The organism is Streptomyces sp. DvalAA-14 (assembly GCF_900091855.1).
Lineage (GTDB): Bacteria > Actinomycetota > Actinomycetes > Streptomycetales > Streptomycetaceae > Actinacidiphila.
The window spans coordinates 24,233-41,756 of record NZ_FMCH01000221.1; the positions used below are offsets into that span (position 1 = coordinate 24,233).

General features: G+C 68.7%; 14 protein-coding genes, 1 tRNA gene and 1 pseudogene. 8 read left to right on the forward strand and 8 right to left on the reverse strand.

Features of this window, described 5'->3' with window-relative positions:
- Positions 1 to 43: 43 nt before the first annotated feature.
- Positions 44 to 1,129 carry a helix-turn-helix domain-containing protein gene (locus tag GA0115240_RS11270; protein WP_093736536.1) on the forward strand — a complete coding sequence of 362 codons (1,086 nt, stop codon included), beginning with the start codon at positions 44 to 46 and terminating at the stop codon, positions 1,127 to 1,129.
- A gap of 278 nt (positions 1,130 to 1,407) precedes the next feature.
- On the opposite strand, the gene GA0115240_RS11275 is transcribed toward GA0115240_RS11270, so the two are convergent.
- Together GA0115240_RS11275 and GA0115240_RS11285 are read right to left on the reverse strand one after the other, a co-directional pair.
- A complete protein-coding gene (locus tag GA0115240_RS11275; RefSeq protein ID WP_093736537.1) occupies positions 1,408 to 2,274 on the reverse strand; it encodes a GNAT family N-acetyltransferase in 867 nt (288 codons plus the stop codon).
- Between the two features lie 957 nt (positions 2,275 to 3,231).
- On the reverse strand, positions 3,232 to 3,633 hold the full coding sequence (locus GA0115240_RS11285; RefSeq protein WP_093736539.1) for a hypothetical protein: 402 nt from the start codon (positions 3,631 to 3,633) through the stop codon (positions 3,232 to 3,234).
- Positions 3,634 to 3,700: 67 nt separating this feature from the next.
- On the opposite strand from GA0115240_RS11285, the gene GA0115240_RS11290 reads away from it, so the two are divergent.
- Positions 3,701 to 4,578 (forward strand): IS5 family transposase gene (locus GA0115240_RS11290; protein ID WP_107407132.1). Its coding sequence is split into 2 segments (ribosomal slippage): positions 3,701 to 4,061 and positions 4,061 to 4,578, totalling 879 coding nucleotides; the frame shifts between segments, so codons are not numbered across the junction.
- On the opposite strand, the gene GA0115240_RS11295 is transcribed toward GA0115240_RS11290, so the two are convergent.
- Positions 4,579 to 5,001, reverse strand: a complete 423-nt coding sequence (locus tag GA0115240_RS11295) for a hypothetical protein (RefSeq protein WP_093736540.1) — start codon at positions 4,999 to 5,001, stop codon at positions 4,579 to 4,581.
- Between the two features lie 464 nt (positions 5,002 to 5,465).
- Positions 5,466 to 6,431 carry a DUF1152 domain-containing protein gene (locus GA0115240_RS11300; RefSeq protein ID WP_093736541.1) on the reverse strand — a complete coding sequence of 322 codons (966 nt, stop codon included), beginning with the start codon at positions 6,429 to 6,431 and terminating at the stop codon, positions 5,466 to 5,468.
- Between the two features lie 154 nt (positions 6,432 to 6,585).
- Here GA0115240_RS11300 and GA0115240_RS38000 point away from each other — a divergent pair, with 154 nt between their 5' ends.
- A complete protein-coding gene (locus GA0115240_RS38000) occupies positions 6,586 to 6,708 on the forward strand; it encodes a hypothetical protein (protein ID WP_256069716.1) in 123 nt (40 codons plus the stop codon).
- Between the two features lie 138 nt (positions 6,709 to 6,846).
- The gene (locus GA0115240_RS11305; RefSeq protein WP_093736542.1) at positions 6,847 to 8,094 is read left to right on the forward strand and encodes a transcriptional regulator; all 1,248 of its coding nucleotides are present in this window, start codon (positions 6,847 to 6,849) and stop codon (positions 8,092 to 8,094) included.
- A 302-nt stretch (positions 8,095 to 8,396) separates the two neighbouring features.
- Here GA0115240_RS11305 and GA0115240_RS11310 read toward each other — a convergent pair.
- Positions 8,397 to 8,470, reverse strand: a tRNA-Gly gene (locus GA0115240_RS11310).
- A 396-nt stretch (positions 8,471 to 8,866) separates the two neighbouring features.
- Here GA0115240_RS11310 and dcd point away from each other — a divergent pair.
- On the forward strand, positions 8,867 to 9,442 hold the full coding sequence (dcd, locus tag GA0115240_RS11315; RefSeq protein WP_093736543.1) for a dCTP deaminase: 576 nt from the start codon (positions 8,867 to 8,869) through the stop codon (positions 9,440 to 9,442).
- 13 nt (positions 9,443 to 9,455) lie between these two features.
- Here dcd and GA0115240_RS11320 read toward each other — a convergent pair whose 3' ends face one another.
- The 3 genes and pseudogenes from GA0115240_RS11320 to GA0115240_RS11330 all read right to left on the reverse strand — a co-directional run.
- Positions 9,456 to 9,899, reverse strand: a complete 444-nt coding sequence (locus GA0115240_RS11320) for a DUF2000 domain-containing protein (RefSeq protein WP_093736597.1) — start codon at positions 9,897 to 9,899, stop codon at positions 9,456 to 9,458.
- A gap of 143 nt (positions 9,900 to 10,042) precedes the next feature.
- Positions 10,043 to 10,924, reverse strand: coding sequence for a Yip1 family protein (locus tag GA0115240_RS11325; protein ID WP_093736544.1), 882 nt, complete (start codon positions 10,922 to 10,924; stop codon positions 10,043 to 10,045).
- A gap of 552 nt (positions 10,925 to 11,476) precedes the next feature.
- Positions 11,477 to 13,687: pseudogene (locus GA0115240_RS11330) on the reverse strand ((Fe-S)-binding protein); the annotation flags it as partial.
- 302 nt (positions 13,688 to 13,989) lie between these two features.
- Between GA0115240_RS11330 and GA0115240_RS11335 the strand changes: the two are divergent.
- The 3 genes from GA0115240_RS11335 (at position 13,990) to grpE (ending at position 17,484) form a co-directional block, all read left to right on the forward strand.
- Positions 13,990 to 14,829 (forward strand): LCP family protein, encoded by an 840-nt coding sequence (locus GA0115240_RS11335; RefSeq protein WP_093736545.1) that lies wholly within the window; start codon positions 13,990 to 13,992, stop codon positions 14,827 to 14,829.
- Between the two features lie 91 nt (positions 14,830 to 14,920).
- The gene (gene dnaK, locus GA0115240_RS11340) at positions 14,921 to 16,804 is read left to right on the forward strand and encodes a molecular chaperone DnaK (RefSeq protein WP_093736546.1); all 1,884 of its coding nucleotides are present in this window, start codon (positions 14,921 to 14,923) and stop codon (positions 16,802 to 16,804) included.
- A complete protein-coding gene (gene grpE, locus GA0115240_RS11345) occupies positions 16,801 to 17,484 on the forward strand; it encodes a nucleotide exchange factor GrpE (RefSeq protein ID WP_093736547.1) in 684 nt (227 codons plus the stop codon). Before dnaK ends, grpE begins: the two co-directional genes overlap by 4 nt.
- The last annotated feature ends 40 nt before the right edge of the window (positions 17,485 to 17,524 follow it).

A 17,524-nucleotide genomic window follows, 5' to 3' on the forward strand; every position in this document is an offset into this window, starting at 1 on the left:
AACCGACGCCGTGGCTGGCCGTACGGTCGGTGATGATGAGGGGGTGACGTTGAGGATCGACATCAGCGGCCTGCCGTCCGAACGATTGCGGTTCGCCGCCTCCCCGCTGGCCGAGTTGACCGCGATGCTGCACGTGCTGGCCGAACCCGGGCATCATCCTCGCCTCGCCGGCTGGGCCGGGGATGTCCGGGCCGGGCTGCGGCCGGAGTTGGCCGAGCGGCTGCGGGAGGCGGAGTTCCTCTGGCGTTCCTCACGAGCCGATTTCCTGGTCCCCGCTCGTCCCCGGCCGACCCTCGTCGAGGAACTGGACGACGTGGACCGGATCGACGACGAGACGTATGTGACGTCCGCGCTCGTCACCACCTGCGGCAGCAATCGGGTCCACTTCGCTGCGCCGTCGCCGCTCGCCGACGCGACCGCGCGCGAGCGGGCCCTGAGCCTGGCGCAGGCCCGCGGGCCACTGCAAGAGGCCTTCTCGGAACGGCTGCTCGCAGATCCGGCCGCGGTGCGGGCGCGGGTTCGCCGCACCCTTGAACAGTGCGCCGAGGCATTCTTCGACGCGGCCTGGACCGGCGTCGCCGTGCAACTCGCCACCGACCTGAGCCTGAAGAACGACCTGCTGAAGCGTCAGGGCATCGGGGCGGCACTCGCGTCGGTCTCCGACGCGATCACCCTGGCGCCGGACGGCGACAGCATCATCGTGGACAAGCTGCAGGACAATGCGACCGTCGCCCACGGTACCGAAGTCACCTTCCTCCCCAGCGTCTTCGGCCGCCCGCACCTGGTGGTGGTCCACGCGCCCCGGTGGCAGCCGGTGGTGCACTACCCCGTTGCCGAGGCGGGTCCGGCAGAGCCGGTACCGCTGGAAACGGTCACCCTGCGGCTGGAGGCACTCGCGCATCCGGTACGGCTGCGGCTGCTGCGCACCCTGGCCCGCGGCCCGCACACCACCGGTGAGCTGGCCCACGCCAGGGAACTTTCACCCCCGGAGGTGTCCCGCCACCTCGCTGTCCTGCGCCGCGCCGGGCTGCTCACGGCCCGGCGGCGCGGTCGCTACGTCCACTACACCCTCGACCCGTCCGTGATGACGACGCTGGGCGCCGACCTGCTGGCGGCCGTACTGCGCTGAGTACGCCTGGCGAGGCGGCGAGGCGGCGAGGTCGTCCTGATCGACGGCACCCTCGTCCCCACCGGCGCCGCACCGGGCGGGCCCCGCTCGTCCGGGCGAACCTGGAAGCCGCCGCCGACAGATGAGCTGCCCCCCGGCTGCCGCCTGTGGCCAACAGGGGCACCCAGCAGTTGAATCGCGCCATTCGCGCGTGGCCTGACGTCAGGCGGCACGCGTCCGGTCCCCCATTTCGGCGACCGCCACGAACCCTGGGCCTGCTGCGCCGAACAACGGCAGTGTCAGGCCGTCCGGATCCGGTCCCGCACCTCCGGCCGCGCCTCGAACCCGGCCGCCTTGTACGTGGCGATGCCACCGGCGTTGGAACTCGGCGTGCAAACGCGCACGCTCGACGAGCCCATCTCCCGCAGCGCGGCCGCCCCGGCCACGGTGACCGCCCGGCCGTAGCCGTGACCACGGAAGTCCTCGTGCACGCCCATTGGTTCGACCAGCCCCGGCTTCCCCGGGCCGGCAGACCACACCGTCACGACCGCCGCCACGTTGCCCCGGTCGTCACAGGCGCTCAGACAACGGACATCCGCGGAGAACGGTCCCGCCGACATCGCGTGCCAGTAATCGCGCGTAGGCCTCGAGCTGTTGAACGCCGACCGCAGAACGTCGGCGAAATGCTGCGTCTGCTCCCGGCCTATCGCCCTGATCCGCACGCCAGGGTCCTCCACCGGCTCTGCCAGGCTGCGGAAGAGCGGCGTCCACGGCTCGTCGACGCCCCAGCCCTCCTCGGTCAACAGGTCATGGACCAGCAGGCCCAGCGGCGCCTCGATCGACACCGCTCCTTCCGGCAGCACGCCGCGCTCGGGCAGTGAGAAGTCCTCGACGAGCCGCCGCGCCAAGCCCTCGTCCTGGAAAGCGTCCGGAGCGACCGTCATCCGCACCACCGTCGGCGAGTCCAGCATCCCGACCGCGAGGATCCGTCCGTTCCGGCTCCAGGTCCGGACTGCCGCAGCCGTCTCGGCCGTTCCGAACCGGTAGTTCCACCCGATGTCCCCCGCATGCAATTGCATCGGCGCCCCGTCGTACTGCCATTCCCGCAGCGCGGCCATGGCCTCGCGTACCCCGTCGACTGTCGGCGTTCCCAGCACAATCGTCATGGGAGGGATCCGACACCCCATCCCTAAGGTCCGCAACCGATTAACCGACCGGGTACTGCTCCCGCCGCTTGGGGACTGAGACCCTGCCCTCCGGGCATTAGTGCTGTCGGCGAGACATCGCCGTGGATCTGCTCGCCGATCCGCCGCGTGGAGCGCAACGCCACCTCGAACCCCGTCCCGCACCCCCCGCACGTCCCACCAACTGCTCGGCCGGCTACTCGTGGAAGCGGCGCGGGTTCCTGAATCGGTCCGGACGGCAGCAAACGACCTGGTCGCAGACCTGGGCGTTCTTTATGGAGCGGCTGACGGGAATCGAACCCGCGCTCTGAGCTCGGGAATCACAGGGCCTGGTTCGTATTTGACCAGCTCACGTTGCCGGGGCAGCTCGATGGGGTGAGCCGCTTCGGATCCGCCTTGTCTCTGGTTGGCCCGGGCGTACCCCTACTACTGGTGCGGCAGTGGTGTGGCGGATCTGCGCCCGGGGTGGCCCGACAGCGATCCTCACTCATGGAGGTGGCCGGTGCCCTTAACCTGGTGTGAGACGGCAGCCGACCTGCGACGAAGTGGATAAACATGACCACTGCACCTGGCGGCGTACCGCGCTTGTCCGGTTCTGCGAGCACGGCGCATCCGCTGCGGACCATCCGAGACATCCGCGAGTCCCTTCCGGAGGACCAGGCCCGGCACTTCGACGCGGAACTGGCGGACACGGAGCTTGAGGCGCTGCCGGAGATGCTGAGCCGGTGGGTCCGGCTGGCTACTGACGGCATCGCGGGGCTCCGAACCTTCGATGCCAACGCTGGCCCACGAGATCCGTGACTGCTCAGGAGTGCGACCGGGGCCGTCATTTCGCCTGATTAGCCATGGTTTACCCCCCATAGGGCATGGATCGGGCACGGCGATTGTCTGCATAAGGGATCAACCGTTACTGGATCGCACGCCTCATAGTCCACACGTCTATAGGTCTTCGAAGGCATCTTCGCCGGGCCGCCAGACCATCCAGGAGCGATCTTCGAAACCGTTGAGCATCGCGATCTCCGGACCGATGAGTTCACCCTTGGTGGGGTGCAACTGGATGGAACCGGTGTCGAAGTCGACCTTGATCCCGATGCCGGTCTTCTCGTGGGTGCTGATCACGTTCTGTGGAATGAACCCACGTAGCGCTCCGGCCCAGCCGGCCTCGGTTGGCGAGAGGCTCTGTCCGGCCAGGGTGAGGGTTGGCAGAACGTCGCATGTGAGGACGGGCGTCTCGTTGGTCGGGCCGTCGAACCGCAACTGCACGTAGTCCATGACGAACTGCACTGAATACAACCGGAAGCCGACGAGACGGCCGAGTAGGGAGTTCAGCTCATATGCCACAGCAGGAAGTCTAGGGCGTGTCCGGCGGATCTTGTGACTGTCTGATGGTCGGCTCGTTGTGCTGGGCGTGGGGCGGGGTGATCTGACAAATGCCGAGTGGGCTCAGCTGGAGCCGCATCTGCCAGTGGGCGGTTTGCGTGGCGGCCGCTGGCGTGATCACCGGCGGGTGATCAACGGGATTCTGTTCCGGGTGCGGACCGGTGTTCCGTGGCGGGACCTGCCCAATCGGTACGGGAGTTGGAAGACGGTCTATGAGCGGCATCGCCGCTGGTCTGCGGACGGCACATGGGACGGCAACCTGCACGCGGTCCAGGCTGATGCCGACCTGGCGGGCCGGATGGACAGGAGCATGATCAGCGTCGACTCGACTTCCTGCCGCGCTCACCAGCACGCGGCCGGGGCACGCAAAACGGCACCCCGAGTTCCGAAAAAAGGGCGACGCCCCGGCACCATCGCCCCGATGAGGGACTTGGATGGTCCCGGGGCGGTCTGACCTGCAAGATCCACCTCGCCGGCGAAGGCGGTTGCCGCCCGATGGCTTTGTTGCTCACCCCGGGCCAGTGGGGCGACGCGCCCCAGTTCATCGAGGTGATGGACCGTATCCGCGTTCCCCGACCACTTGGTGGTCGACCGCGTACCCGCCCGGCGCACGTCAGCGGCGACAAGGCCTACAGCTCTCGTCGCAACCGCCGCTACCTGCGAAGACGCCACATCAAACACACCATCCCCGAGCCGAAAGGCCAGCGCAGCAACCGCAAACGCCGCGGCAGCAACGGCGGCCGGCCCACCGGGTTCGACAGGGAGATCTACAAGCGCCGTAATGAGGTCGAGCGGACGATCAATCGGCTGAAAAACTTCCGGGCCGTCGCCACCCGATACGACAAACGCGCCTACGTATTCCACGGCATAGTCACCGTCGCAGCGATCCGGCTGTGGCTACGGTGACTACGTCACGGAGCAGTAGAGGCGGGCTCCTTGGCCCACGGCCGACCGCGCGAGGTCAGCTAGCGCGCCAAGATGAGCGAAGGCTTCTTCTTCATGGATGTCCTCGCCGTCGCCCTGACGCAACTGGGCCCACCCCTGAGCCACACCGGCCAAACTGGCCTCGTCGGCAGTAGCCAGCAATGCCATCACACGGTCGGAGACCACGAAGACATAGCAACCATCGTTGGTGATTTCCGTGATGATGCGTGGCTCACCAGCCTGCATCAACACCTGAGGGCTCGTCCCGGTGAAGAGGCTTTCCCACTCGACGACCGCGTCCGAGGGGTCGTATATACCGCCCGGTACCGCCTCGAAGGCACCACGTGTCCCGAAGCCTTTCACCTGCGCTGCTGCCTCGTCGTCCGGCGCTATGAAGAACTCCACCCAGCAATCCACTGATGCATCATGCCCGGGATCTCACCCTCAAGGCCAACAAGATCCGCCGGACAGTGCCTGGGGTCAGGGCAGGTACCCCCGGATTGTCAGCCTGACGAGTGGGGTTCCCGGAGCCGTCCTGACCCGCCCTCCTCTACAGCTCCCATCCCATCTGCCGTGGCGAGCAGTTCGGTGGAGCGGGCCGGGTTCGCCGCGTCAAGGCGGATCGCATCCGGGATTGGGCCTGCTTTGTCGCTGAGATCGAGGTCAGGGAGCTGCCGCCTCGCAGCGGCCCCTGGTCGCCTGAAGCAAGGCAGTTGCTGCACCACCAGAACAACGAGTCGGCCCTGCTGTGGGTGCGGCTGATCGGGCCTACTGATATCGAAATCGCGGCTCGGGAATTGGTTGCCCGCCCAGCACCGGAGAGCATCGAGTCCAGCGGCGGCTCGTAGCGGCGTACCCGTGTGATCGCTTCAGTGCGGGAAGGTACGCGGTGGACGCTGGCGGGGGAGTTCGTCGCGGAACTCTTCGATGATGGAGCTGATCTGGCGGGTGAGGTGGGTCTGTTCCAGCCGGTCGAGGTAGAGGTTGCGGCGGGCCAGGCCGGGCAGGTCCACGCAGAAATAGAGGGACATGAGTGGGTTGATGAACAGTTCGCTGCCTTGGGTGCGCTCGGTGAACTGAACGTTCCCGAAGTCACCGCGTGCGGCCGCGGCTATGGAGCCGTTGACAATGCTGGGGTGATCCGGGGTCGATGCGTGAGCGTGGGCGACGGCCTCAAGATAGAGGGCGCCTTCGCGGCTGGTGCGGGAGAGGGAGAACGCGCCGAGGTAGGCGCCGTCGCGTTCAAGGGCGGCCAGGTTTTCGAGCACCAGGGCGTGGTTGACGCCGTGGTACGCGTCCACGCCGAAGCCAAGGCAGGCCACGAGGCGGTGGGGGATGTTGTGCAGCCCGTTGACGGCGGCGAGGCTGGCCATATCCTCCTCCGGGGTGCCGAGGCCGTTTTCGTCGCCGAGCATGAGGATGTCGGTGCCGCCGTCGACCAGGATGACGGCGTCGGCGCCGCCGAGGTGGGCGAGCAGGGCCCGGTAGGCGGCGCGCAGGGGTTGTACGCCGGTGCGGTTGAGGGCGTAGACGGTCGACGGGAGTCCGTTGTCATCGAGCCAGCGGGCAAGGGTGCGTTCCGGGAAGTAGTCGCCTCGGGCGGCGGTGTCCGGGCGGATGGCCGCGACGTCGTGGTCCAGCCATACGTCCAGGTCCAGACCGTACAGGTCGCTGAAGGACAGGTTGGCGAGGTGGACCTCCTTGCCGGCGGCGCGCAGGGCGAGGGCCAGTGGGAGCCCGGCGTAGATGTCGAAGCCGCCGCCGGCCCCGGCGACGAGCACACGTTGTGCGTCTCGCAGCCGTGTGAACAGGCCAGGCTCGGTGAGGGAATACATCCGGGGAAGGTAGCAGGCCGTCGCAGCTGCGGATCCGGAGTTTTCGCGGCTCGGATGTCCCCAATACGGCATCGATGGCGGCTGGCGCACTGTTTCGGTGCCCGTCTCTGCGGAGCCATGACCCTGCTTCCACAGCCCTGGGCCGCCGCGTGGGGTGGCGCGGCCACCCATGGGCATCGGCGACTGGTTCAGGCCCTTCAACGAGGGGTGCTTCATCCATCCCTACGCGGCGGACGACTACGGCGAATCAGTCGCCGCGCCGAAGACGGACGAGTAGCTGCAGCCGGTGGCCGTGCCCTGTACGTCGCGGCGGGAACCAGCGTGCTGCGCCTGGTCTTTAACCGGAGACTGATTGCGGCGGCACAACGAAGGGTAGGGCTACGCGACTGTCAAAACGCCGACCGGGGGTGCGCGCGTGGGTGCGGAGACAGGGCTGGGCATCCTGGGAGCAGTGACGGGCGTCGGCGGCGTCTACTTCGGGTGGCGCGCACTGGACAAGGACGCTGTGGAGAAGTCCCAAGCGGCCTTCCGCAAGGGGCGGGAGGACCTTCGCGAGCGCTTCGTGCAGCTCTGCGAGACGGCGGCGGACCTGCACACGGCCGCGAGGCCCGGGTTGGAGCGCATCGGCGGCACCTCGCTTCTGTGGGAACCGGCGATGCATCCGCCTGCTCCGCTCCCGCTGTCGTCGGTGAGGACTGAATGGCAGGCCACCGCTCCGCCGGGCGACGCTGGAATTCGCCGGGCCGCCCGGCAGGGGCTGCCCAGGGAATCGAGGTGGCAGCGGTTCGAGAGTTATTCGTCCGCGCTCGGTGTCCTGGCGCGTCCTGCGCTTTTCGAGAACCGTCCTTCGTTCCGCCTGATGGCCGCCGACTGGCAGGCTGCGGGCGGACCGCTGCTGTCCTTCAGCCGTGCCCCGTATTTCGACCTGGTGGACCAGAAGGAAGCCGTCGCGCATGAACTCGCCCGTGCCACGCGCGCCGCGCCTCACCGGATACCTGCCTGGCGACAGGCCCCTTTGCGGAGGCTGATGGCGGATGACCCGCTGTCCCTCACACGACGCGTCGTTCTGCCTTCTGTGGGGACGCTGACGGTTCGGCGTACCCCGGACGGCAACGGGACGTTCTTCCTTCTCCTTCGCGGGAAAGGACTGGTGGCGACAGGCGAGGGCACCTACGGCCCGCTGCCTGCTGGGATGTTCCAGCCCGCATCGCTGTCACCGTTGGCCCACCGAGAGGACTTGGACCTCTGGCGCACGATCATGCGTGAGTACAACGAGGAATTCCTCGGTGCTCCCGACGCCATAGGCGACTCCGGCAGCCAGGTCGACTACTCCCAGCCCCCCTACAACCGCATGAACGCGGCCCTCGCTGACGGGTCGCTGCGCGTGTGGTGTCTGGGCATGGGCCTGGAGCCGCTGAACTTGGCGGTGTGCATACTTACGGTGGCCGTTTTCGACGCGGACGTTTTCGACACGATCTTTGCGCGGGCCGTGGAACACAACGACGAGGGGAAGGTCGTCGGGGGCCTCCGTTCGCAGGGCACCATTACAGGTCTGCCGCTGACTGCGGAAAGCATCGCCGATCTTCCGAAGGAGCGTATGTCGTCGCCTGCGGCTGGACTGCTCCAACTTGCCGTCCAGCACCGTGCCCTTCTCCTGGCCTAGAGGGCGAGGGAGAACGCCCCCTGTGGCACGGCAATGGCACACCCCCACCGAACCCACTGTTTCGAGCCGGAGACCCTCGACATTACCGGGATCAACAAGGGCAATCCAGGCGGAACTACGTGACACGGCTCACCCGGAATGCGTCTCGCCATTCGAAAGAACGTCGACGATCCGCGGTCAATCACGGTCAGTGTTGCTTCTGCCGCCGGAATTCGGTGGCCTATGACACGCGTATGGCACGCGAGCCTCGAATTGGTTCAGACAACAAACAAGCCCCAAGTCCATGACCTGGGGCTTATCAATGGAGCGGATGACGGGAATCGAACCCGCGCTCTGAGCTTGGGAAGCTCATGTTCTACCATTAAACTACATCCGCGCGTGAAACCCCCTTGGAGGGCGCCTCGGGGACACTCTACCGCATGGGTGGGGGGAGGCGGGGGAGGGGGAAGCGGGGGTAGGTTGGCGGCGCGGTGTGGTGCGGGTGGGGTGGAGGGTGGGATCCCCTAATGTGTGGGTTTGTCTGCCACGCGGAGTTGGGGAAGGGACTTCATGGAGCGCACCGTTGTTCGTTGTGCGGAGGGGCATGTGTTCAGTACGGGGACGTTTCCGATGCAGCAGCTCGGGGCCGACCGGCTGGGGCCGGGGCGGTTGTTGAGGTGTCCGCGGTGTGCGCGGTTGAGGCATGCCGTGCCGGTGTCGGGGGTCGGGGAGAAGTAGGGAAGCCGGGGAGGTGGCGCGGCCCCGGGTGGGGCCGCGCGTTAGTCTCGGGGGCGTGCTTCTCTCAGACAAGGACATCCGGGCCGAAATCGACAGCGGGCGCGTTCGCGTGGACCCGTACGAGGCCTCGATGGTGCAGCCGTCGAGTATCGATGTGCGACTCGACCGGTTCTTCCGGGTGTTCGAGAACCACCGGTACCCGCATATCGATCCGGCGGTCGAACAGGCGGATCTGACGCGGCTGGTGGAGCCCGACGGCGATGACGCGTTCATCCTGCATCCCGGCGAATTCGTGCTGGCGTCCACGTACGAGGTCATCACGCTCGCCGACGACATCGCCTCGCGGCTGGAGGGGAAGTCGAGCCTCGGGCGGCTGGGGCTGCTGACGCACTCGACGGCCGGCTTCATCGACCCGGGGTTCTCCGGGCATGTGACGCTGGAGCTGTCGAATGTGGCGACGCTGCCGATCAAGCTGTGGCCCGGGATGAAAATCGGGCAGCTGTGCCTGTTCCGGCTCAGCTCGCCGGCCGAGTTCCCCTACGGATCGCCGCACTACGGGTCCCGCTACCAGGGGCAGCGCGGGCCGACGGCCTCCCGCTCGTTCCTCAACTTCCACCGCACCAAGGTCTGAGGCCGCCCGCGGCCTACGGGTGCATCCGCGCTCCCTTGAGTACCTTGTCCACCGCGTTGCGCGGCCCGTGGACGGCCAGGCCCACCAGGTCCAACTGGGCGCCGGACACGGCCCGCACCGCTGCCCGGTTGGCCACGTCGTGCCCGGTGGCGAAGAGGTCGGCGGTGAACACCGCACGCGGCAACGCCCGTGACAGCGCCCGGCGGTGCGCGGCGGTGAGGACTTCCTTCGTGCCCTCGAAGATCAGCACCGGCTGGCGGAACATCGGCAGGTACGGCGTGCCGTCCGCGTCCTCGTACGGCTCCCCGATCACGTCGGGGACCTGCGAGCCCAGTCCGCTGACCAGGAACGCGGTCACGTTCAGCCGCTGCCAGGGCTCCAGATCCTCCCGCAGCAGTACGGCGATCTTCGTGTCGAAGCGGACGGGTGGGATGTCCGGGGTGGTCTCGGTGCTCATGGTCACCAAGCCTGGCCCGGCGCACCCCCGCCGGTCTTGTACGTTCCTGGCCGGCGGGGACCGGCCGGTCGGACGGCCGGTCGGACGGCCGGTCGGACGGACGGTCGGTCGGTCGGTCGGTCGGACGGCCAGTCCATGACCGACTAGATCAGCGGCAATTTGAACAGGATCAGCAGCGCCAGCAGCTGGATCGACGCCGCGCCGAGGGCCTTGAGCCACGGCAGGTCGTGCGACTTGCTCACCATCGAGGTCAGCAGCCACGCGCAGCCCAGCCAGGTCAGCCAGCCGAGCAGTTGGACGAAGCCGTTGCCGCCGCCGAGGAAGAGGGCGAAAAGCAGCCGCGGGGCGTCGGTCAGCGAGGTGATGAGCATCGCCAGGCCGATGGTGGGCGCCCAGGCGCCGTCACCGCCGAGTTGGCGGGCCAGCGTGTTGGTGACCGCGCTGAGCGTGAAGCCGCACAGGACCACCGCGATCCCCGTGGTCAGCACCCACGGCACGCTGGTGGACAAGGTGCTGTTGAGGATGTCGCTGCGGGCCGCGTCGAAGCCGAAGACGGCGAGCAGGCCGTAGACGAAGGTGACGATGAGGGCCGGTGCCCAGACCTTGTGGTCCCGCATCTGCCAGAAGGTCCGGCTCGGATGCAGCACGATGCCGCGGAGCAGGTCCTTCCAGTGCAGGCGCGGGCCGACCGGCGGCGTGGTGGACTGGCCCGCACGGTAGGTGGCCACGTGGTCGTCGCCGCCGTAGTACCCGTCCGGGCCGGCCGGGTGCGGGCCACCGAGAGGTGCGTCGCCGCCGAGGGTGAAGGCCCGGGTACCGCCGGGTGCGTCGTCGTAACCGGGGGCGGGGGCGTAGTACTCGGGCTCCCCGGAAGGCGCCTGGCCCTGACTGCGGCCTTGCCCGTACGGCTGACCTGGGCCGTAGCCCTGCGCGCCGTACGATCCGGGCGGCGCCTGCTGTCCGTACTGCGGCGGGTAGCCGCCCCGCTGCCTGCCGTTGCCCTGTCGTCCCTTGAAACCTGCCACGTCTTCGAACGTACCCGGTACGCGCGGCTCTCGTACCGCCGCTGGAACCGGTGCGGCCCTTTGCTGCCAACCTGTGACACGGCCGGTAGCGCTCCGCGCACACAGACGGACGGGTGGGGGCGGGTAAGGCTCGCCCGCCCTTGAACCCGCCCCTTACCGGTGCCTGCTGGTCTGTACTGCCTCTGCCGATTGCACCGCCTGTACCGCTGCTGAGCGGCCCTGGTCAGGCCGAACCGGGGCTCGCCGGAACCTCGGGATCGGCGTCGGTCGCCGGGTCGGTGCTCGCCTCAGTGCCCGAGTCTGCGTCCGCGTCCGCGGCCGCTTCCTCACCCGCGTCCGCGTCCGCGGCCGGAGCCTGAGCCGGATCCGATGCCGGGGCGGGCGTCGCGGCGGGCTCTTCGAGCGCGGAACCAGCGGCGGAGTCCACGTCCGCGCCCGGGTCGCTACCCGCGCCCGAGCTGGCCTCAGCGCCCGTACCGGCTTCCGCGCCCGCGCCGCCCTCCGCGCCCGCACCGACCGCGTCGCCCCCGCCCCCGCCAGCACCGGTACCGGCACCGGCACCCGTACCGAATCCAGCAGCAGCTGCGCCACGTCCACCACCTGGAGCGATTCCTTCGCCGTGCCCTCGTTCTTCTTGCCGTTGACCGAGTCGGACAGCATCACCAGGCAGAACGGGCAGGCGGTGGAGACGATGTCCGGGTTGAGGGAGAGGGCTTCCTCGACGCGCTCGTTGTTGACGCGCTTGCCGATCCGCTCCTCCATCCACATCCGGGCGCCGCCCGCGCCGCAGCAGAAGCCGCGCTCCTTGTGGCGGTGCATCTCCTCGTTGCGCAGTCCCGGCACCTTGGCGATGATCTCGCGCGGCGGCGTGTAGATCTTGTTGTGCCGGCCCAGGTAGCAGGGGTCGTGATAGGTGATCAGGCCCTCGACCGGGGTGACCGGGACGAGCTTGCCGTCGTCCACCAGCTGCTGGAGCAGCTGGGTGTGGTGGATGACCTCGTACTCCCCGCCGAGCTGCGGGTATTCGTTGGCGATGGTGTTGAAGCAGTGCGGGCAGGTGGCGACGATCTTCTTCGAGGCCTTGGGCTTGACGGTGGCGGGGTCGTCCTCGTCCTGGCCGAAGGCCATGTTGAGCATGGCCACGTTCTCCATGCCGAGCTGCTGGAAGAGGAATTCATTGCCGAGCCGGCGGGCGGAGTCACCGGTGCAGTTCTCCTCGCCGCCCATGATCGCGAACTTCACGCCCGCGGTGTGCAGGAGTTCGGCGAACGCCTTGGTGGTCTTCTTGGCGCGGTCCTCCAGCGAGCCGGCGCAGCCGACCCAGTACAGGTACTCGACCTCGGTGAGGTCTTCGATGTCCTCGCCGACGATCGGCACCTCGAAGTCGACTTCCTTGACCCAGGCCAGGCGCTGCTTCTTGGGCAGGCCCCACGGGTTGCCCTTCTTCTCCAGGTTCTTCAGCATCGTGCCGGCCTCGGAGGGGAAGGCCGACTCGATCATGACCTGGTAGCGGCGCATGTCCACGATGTGGTCGACGTGCTCGATGTCCACCGGGCACTGCTCGACGCAGGCGCCGCAGGTGGTGCAGGACCACAGGACGTCCGGGTCGATGACGCCGTTCTCCTCGGCGGTGCCGATCAGCGGGCGCTCCGCCTCGGCCAGCGCCGCGGCCGGGACGCCGGCGAGCTGCTCGGCCGTCGCCTTTTCCTCGCCCTCGGCGGTCTTGCCGCCGCCGGCCAGCAGGTAGGGCGCCTTGGCGTGCGCGTGGTCCCGCAGCGACATGATCAGCAGCTTCGGGGACAGCGGCTTGCCGGTGTTCCAGGCCGGGCACTGCGACTGGCAGCGTCCGCATTCGGTGCAGGTGGAGAAGTCGAGGATGCCCTTCCAGGAGAACTGCTCGACCTGGGAGACGCCGAAGACGTCGTCCTCGCCCGGGTCCTCGAAGTCGATCGGGACGCCGGCCGAGGTCATCGGCTGGAGCGCGCCGAGTGCGACGCGGCCGTCCGCGTTCCGCTTGAACCAGATGTTGAAGAAGGCCAGGAAACGGTGCCAGGCCACGCCCATGTCGGTGTTCAGGCCGACGGTGATCGCCCAGGCCATGGTGACACCGAGCTTGATCATCGCGGTGAGGTAGACCAGCGTCTGCAGCGTGCCGGTGCTCAGGCCGCGAAAGCCCGCCACCAGCGGATACGAGACCCAGTACGAGGCTTCGTAGTGGTCCACCCCGTGCAGGGCGCCCTCGAGGCCGCGCAGGGTGAGGATGGCCAGGCCGATCACCAGGATGACGTATTCGACGAAGTACGCCTGCCAGGCCGTCGAGCCGGCGAACCGCGACTTGCGGCCGGCGCGGGCGGGCAGGTCCAGCTGCCGGATCGCGATGAGCACCAGGATGCCCAGGGTGGTGAAGAGGGCGATGAACTCGACATACACCTCGTAGGGCGGCCAGGTGCCGATCACCGGGAGGATCCAGTCGGCCTTGAAGAGCTGGCCGTAGGCGTTGACGATGGTCAGCGCCAGCGTCAGGAAGCCGACCGCCACGAACCAGTGCGCGACGCCGACGACGCCCCACTTGTTCATCCGGGTGTGGCCGACGAACTCCTTGGCCAGCGTCCTGGTGCGCGCCGCCGGGTCGTTGCTGCGGCTGCCGGCCGGGACCGGGGCGCCGAGCCGGACGAACCGGTAGATCTGGCCGAAGGCGAGGCTGATCAGAGCGACGCCGACCGCGGTGAGGACCATCGTCACGATGATCGCGGCGAGTTGCATGAGGGCTCCCTCGGCCTGCGCGAGCTGGAACGTACTACCGGAACGTACTGGACGTACCGAACGTACTAAGCGGTAACTTACTCCGGTCTCGGCTGAGGTTACCCGGGAAATCCGGGCCCATAAAGCTTCCTCCTGGTGATCTGTGTCGCGGGCGCCGCCTGCTGTCGCGGGCCGCCGCCCGCGCGCCCACCTGCCCGTCTCCCGCCGCCCTGCGGTTGAACCTTTTCGAATCGTGACAAATATGGAGTCAGTGGACGACGCCGTGTGAGGACCGGGCATGGGACCACCTGAGGAGGCCCCGGATGCGTGCCGTACTGCGCTGGCTGGCGATCGGCGCCGGCCTCGCCCTGGTGCTGGCGGCCGGCCTGGGCATGGCGGCCTACCGCAAGTTCAGCGACAACATCCACACCGACCGGACCGCCGAGCAGGCCCTGGCCCGCTACGCCGGGGAGCGGCCGCCGGTCCTGGTGCCGGGGGCCCGCAACATCCTGGTGATGGGCACCGCCTCCGCGTCGGAGGGCGGCGACGGCGAACCCGAGGCGGCCGTCCTGCTGCACCTGTCCGCCGACCGGCAGCGCGCCGCGGCCGTCGGCGTACCCCGCGACCTGATGGTGGCCGCGCCCCCGTGCGCCCGGCCGGGCGGCGGGGTCAGCCCGGCCGCGTACGAGCCGTTCGCCGCCACCTACCGCGCCGGCGGCGCCGCCTGCTCGATCCGCGCCTTCGAACGGCTCAGCGGCATCCGGGTGGACCACCACCTGGTGGTCGACGTGGCGGGCTTCCAGAAAATCGCCGGCGCCGTCGGCGGCCGTACGCTGGACCGCAGGGGCGATCTGCTCGGAGCGCTGGCTCGGGAGGCGCGCGGCGGTGAGGGCGGCCTGAGCCACCCCGCCCGGCTGTACGGCTTCCTGGACACCGCCACCTCCTCGATCACCGCCGACCCGGGGCTCAGTTCGCTGCCCGCGCTGTACGACCTGGCCGCGAGTCTGCGCCGGCTGCCGAGCGGCGGCCTGGTTTTCCGGACTGTCCCGGTGGCCGGTCCGGGTGCCCCCAGGGAGCCGGAGGCGGGGCGGCTTTTCCAGGCGGTACGGGCCGACCGTCCGCTGCGATGCGCCGCCTGCGCCCTTCCCACGCCGCTAAGTTGAGCCGACTCGACTCATGTCTGTTGACAGAAGATCCGGCGTCAGGCACTCTTGAGCCTGTTCCACTCAAGTGCTGTCAGCTGGAGGATTCACCATGGCACGTGCGGTCGGCATCGACCTGGGCACGACTAATTCCGTCGTCAGCGTTCTCGAAGGCGGCGAGCCCACCGTCATCACCAACGCAGAGGGCGCCAGGACCACGCCGTCCGTCGTCGCCTTCGCCAAGAACGGCGAGGTGCTCGTCGGCGAGGTCGCCAAGCGCCAGGCTGTCACCAACGTCGACAGGACGGTCCGCTCGGTCAAGCGCCACATGGGCACCGACTGGCGGATCAACCTCGACGGCAAGGACTTCAACCCGCAGCAGATGAGCGCGTTCATCCTGCAGAAGCTGAAGCGGGACGCGGAGTCGTACCTGGGCGAGAAGGTCACCGACGCGGTGATCACCGTCCCCGCGTACTTCAACGACTCCGAGCGGCAGGCCACCAAGGAGGCCGGCGAGATCGCCGGCCTGAACGTGCTGCGGATCGTGAACGAGCCGACCGCGGCCGCCCTGGCCTACGGCCTGGACAAGGACGACCAGACGATCCTGGTCTTCGACCTCGGCGGCGGCACCTTCGACGTGTCGCTGCTGGAGATCGGCGACGGCGTGGTCGAGGTCAAGGCCACCAACGGCGACAACCACCTCGGTGGTGACGACTGGGACCAGCGGGTGGTGGACTACCTGGTCAAGCAGTTCCAGTCCGGCCACGGCGTGGACCTGGGCCGCGACAAGATGGCGCTGCAGCGGCTGCGCGAGGCCGCGGAGAAGGCCAAGATCGAGCTGTCCTCGTCCACCGAGACCTCGATCAACCTGCCCTACATCACCGCGTCCGCCGAGGGCCCGCTGCACCTGGACGAGAAGCTCACCCGCGCCCAGTTCCAGCAGCTGACCGCGGACCTGCTGGAGCGCTGCAAGACCCCGTTCCACAACGTCATCAAGGACGCCGGCATCCAGCTGTCCGAGATCGACCACGTGGTCCTGGTCGGCGGTTCCACCCGGATGCCCGCCGTCGCCGAGCTGGTGCGCGAGCTGACCGGCGGCAAGGACGCCAACAAGGGCGTCAACCCGGACGAGGTCGTCGCCATCGGCGCGTCCCTGCAGGCCGGCGTGCTCAAGGGCGAGGTCAAGGACGTCCTGCTGCTCGACGTCACCCCGCTGTCCCTCGGTATCGAGACCAAGGGCGGCATCATGACCAAGCTGATCGAGCGCAACACCACGATCCCGACCAAGCGCTCGGAGATCTTCACCACCGCCGAGGACAACCAGCCGTCGGTGCAGATCCAGGTCTACCAGGGCGAGCGCGAGATCGCCGCGTACAACAAGAAGCTCGGGATGTTCGAGCTGACCGGCCTGCCGCCGGCCCCGCGCGGGATGCCCCAGATCGAGGTCACCTTCGACATCGACGCCAACGGCATCATGCACGTCGGCGCCAAGGACCTGGGCACCGGCAAGGAGCAGCGGATGACCGTCACCGGCGGCTCCTCGCTGCCCAAGGACGAGGTCGACCGGATGCGCCAGGAGGCCGAGCAGTACGCGGACGAGGACCACAAGCGCCGCGAGGCCGCCGAGACCCGCAACCAGGGCGAGCAGCTCGTCTACCAGACCGAGAAGTTCATCGCGGACAACAAGGACAAGCTCCCCGAGGACGTCCAGTCCGAGGTCGAGACCGCGATCGCGGACCTCAAGGAGAAGCTGAAGAACGAGTCCTCGGACGACAGCAACACCGCGTCCATCCGCGAGGCCACCGAGCGGGTCGCGGCCGTCAGCCAGAAGCTCGGCCAGGCGCTCTACGCCAACGCGGGCGCCGAGGGTGCCGGCGCGGCGGCCGGTGGCGCCGCCGGCGGCCCGGCCGGTGAGCAGGGCCAGGCGGACGACGACGTGGTGGACGCCGAGATCGTCGACGACGAGAACGGCAACAAGAGGGACGGTGCCGCGTGACGGAGGAGTCGAAGGGCTTCGAAGAGCCCGACGTCCCCTCCGAGGCCACCGAGAAGGCCACAGCCGCCAAGGACGCCGGGACCGCCGAGGAGGCGGGCCCGGCGGCCCCGGGCGGGGACGCCAAGGAACTGACGGCCCTGCGGGCACAGCTGGACCAGGTGCGGACCGCGCTCACCGAGCGCACCGCGGACCTGCAGCGCCTGCAGGCCGAGTACCAGAACTACCGCCGGCGGGTGGAGCGCGACCGGGTCGCCGTCAAGGAGGTCGCGGTCGCCAGCCTGCTGACCGAACTGCTCCCGGTGCTCGACGACATCGGCCGGGCGCGGGAGCACGGCGAGCTGGTGGGCGGCTTCAAGTCGGTCGCCGAGTCGCTGGAGACGGTCGCCGCCAAGCTGGGGCTGCAGCAGTTCGGCAAGGAGGGCGAGCCCTTCGACCCGCTGGTGCACGAGGCACTGATGCACAGTTACTCGCCGGATGTCACGCAGACCACATGCGTGCAGATCCTCCAGCCGGGGTACCGCATCGGGGAGCGCAATCTGCGGCCCGCCAGGGTCGCGGTCGCCGAACCGCAGCCGGGCGCCCACGGCAAAGAGGAGTCCGGCGGCGCCGAGCTGGGCAAGAGCAACGACGACGCCGACGATGCCTACGGTGAGGAGCCCGGTGGCCCGGACGAGGGCTGATCGGGCGACAGCCGTGGCACCGGCGCCGGCAGGACCGGTG

Excerpts from the sequence above, each read along its gene's own strand:
- GA0115240_RS11275 (WP_093736537.1), bottom strand. The coding sequence starts at position 2,274 with ATGACGATTGTGCTGGGAACGCCGACAGTCGACGGGGTACGCGAGGCC.
- GA0115240_RS11300 (WP_093736541.1), bottom strand. The coding sequence starts at position 6,431 with ATGTATTCCCTCACCGAGCCTGGCCTGTTCACACGGCTGCGAGACGCA.
- GA0115240_RS11320 (WP_093736597.1), bottom strand. The coding sequence starts at position 9,899 with ATGAGCACCGAGACCACCCCGGACATCCCACCCGTCCGCTTCGACACG.
- GA0115240_RS11335 (WP_093736545.1), top strand. The coding sequence starts at position 13,990 with ATGCGTGCCGTACTGCGCTGGCTGGCGATCGGCGCCGGCCTCGCCCTG.
- dnaK (WP_093736546.1), top strand. The coding sequence starts at position 14,921 with ATGGCACGTGCGGTCGGCATCGACCTGGGCACGACTAATTCCGTCGTC.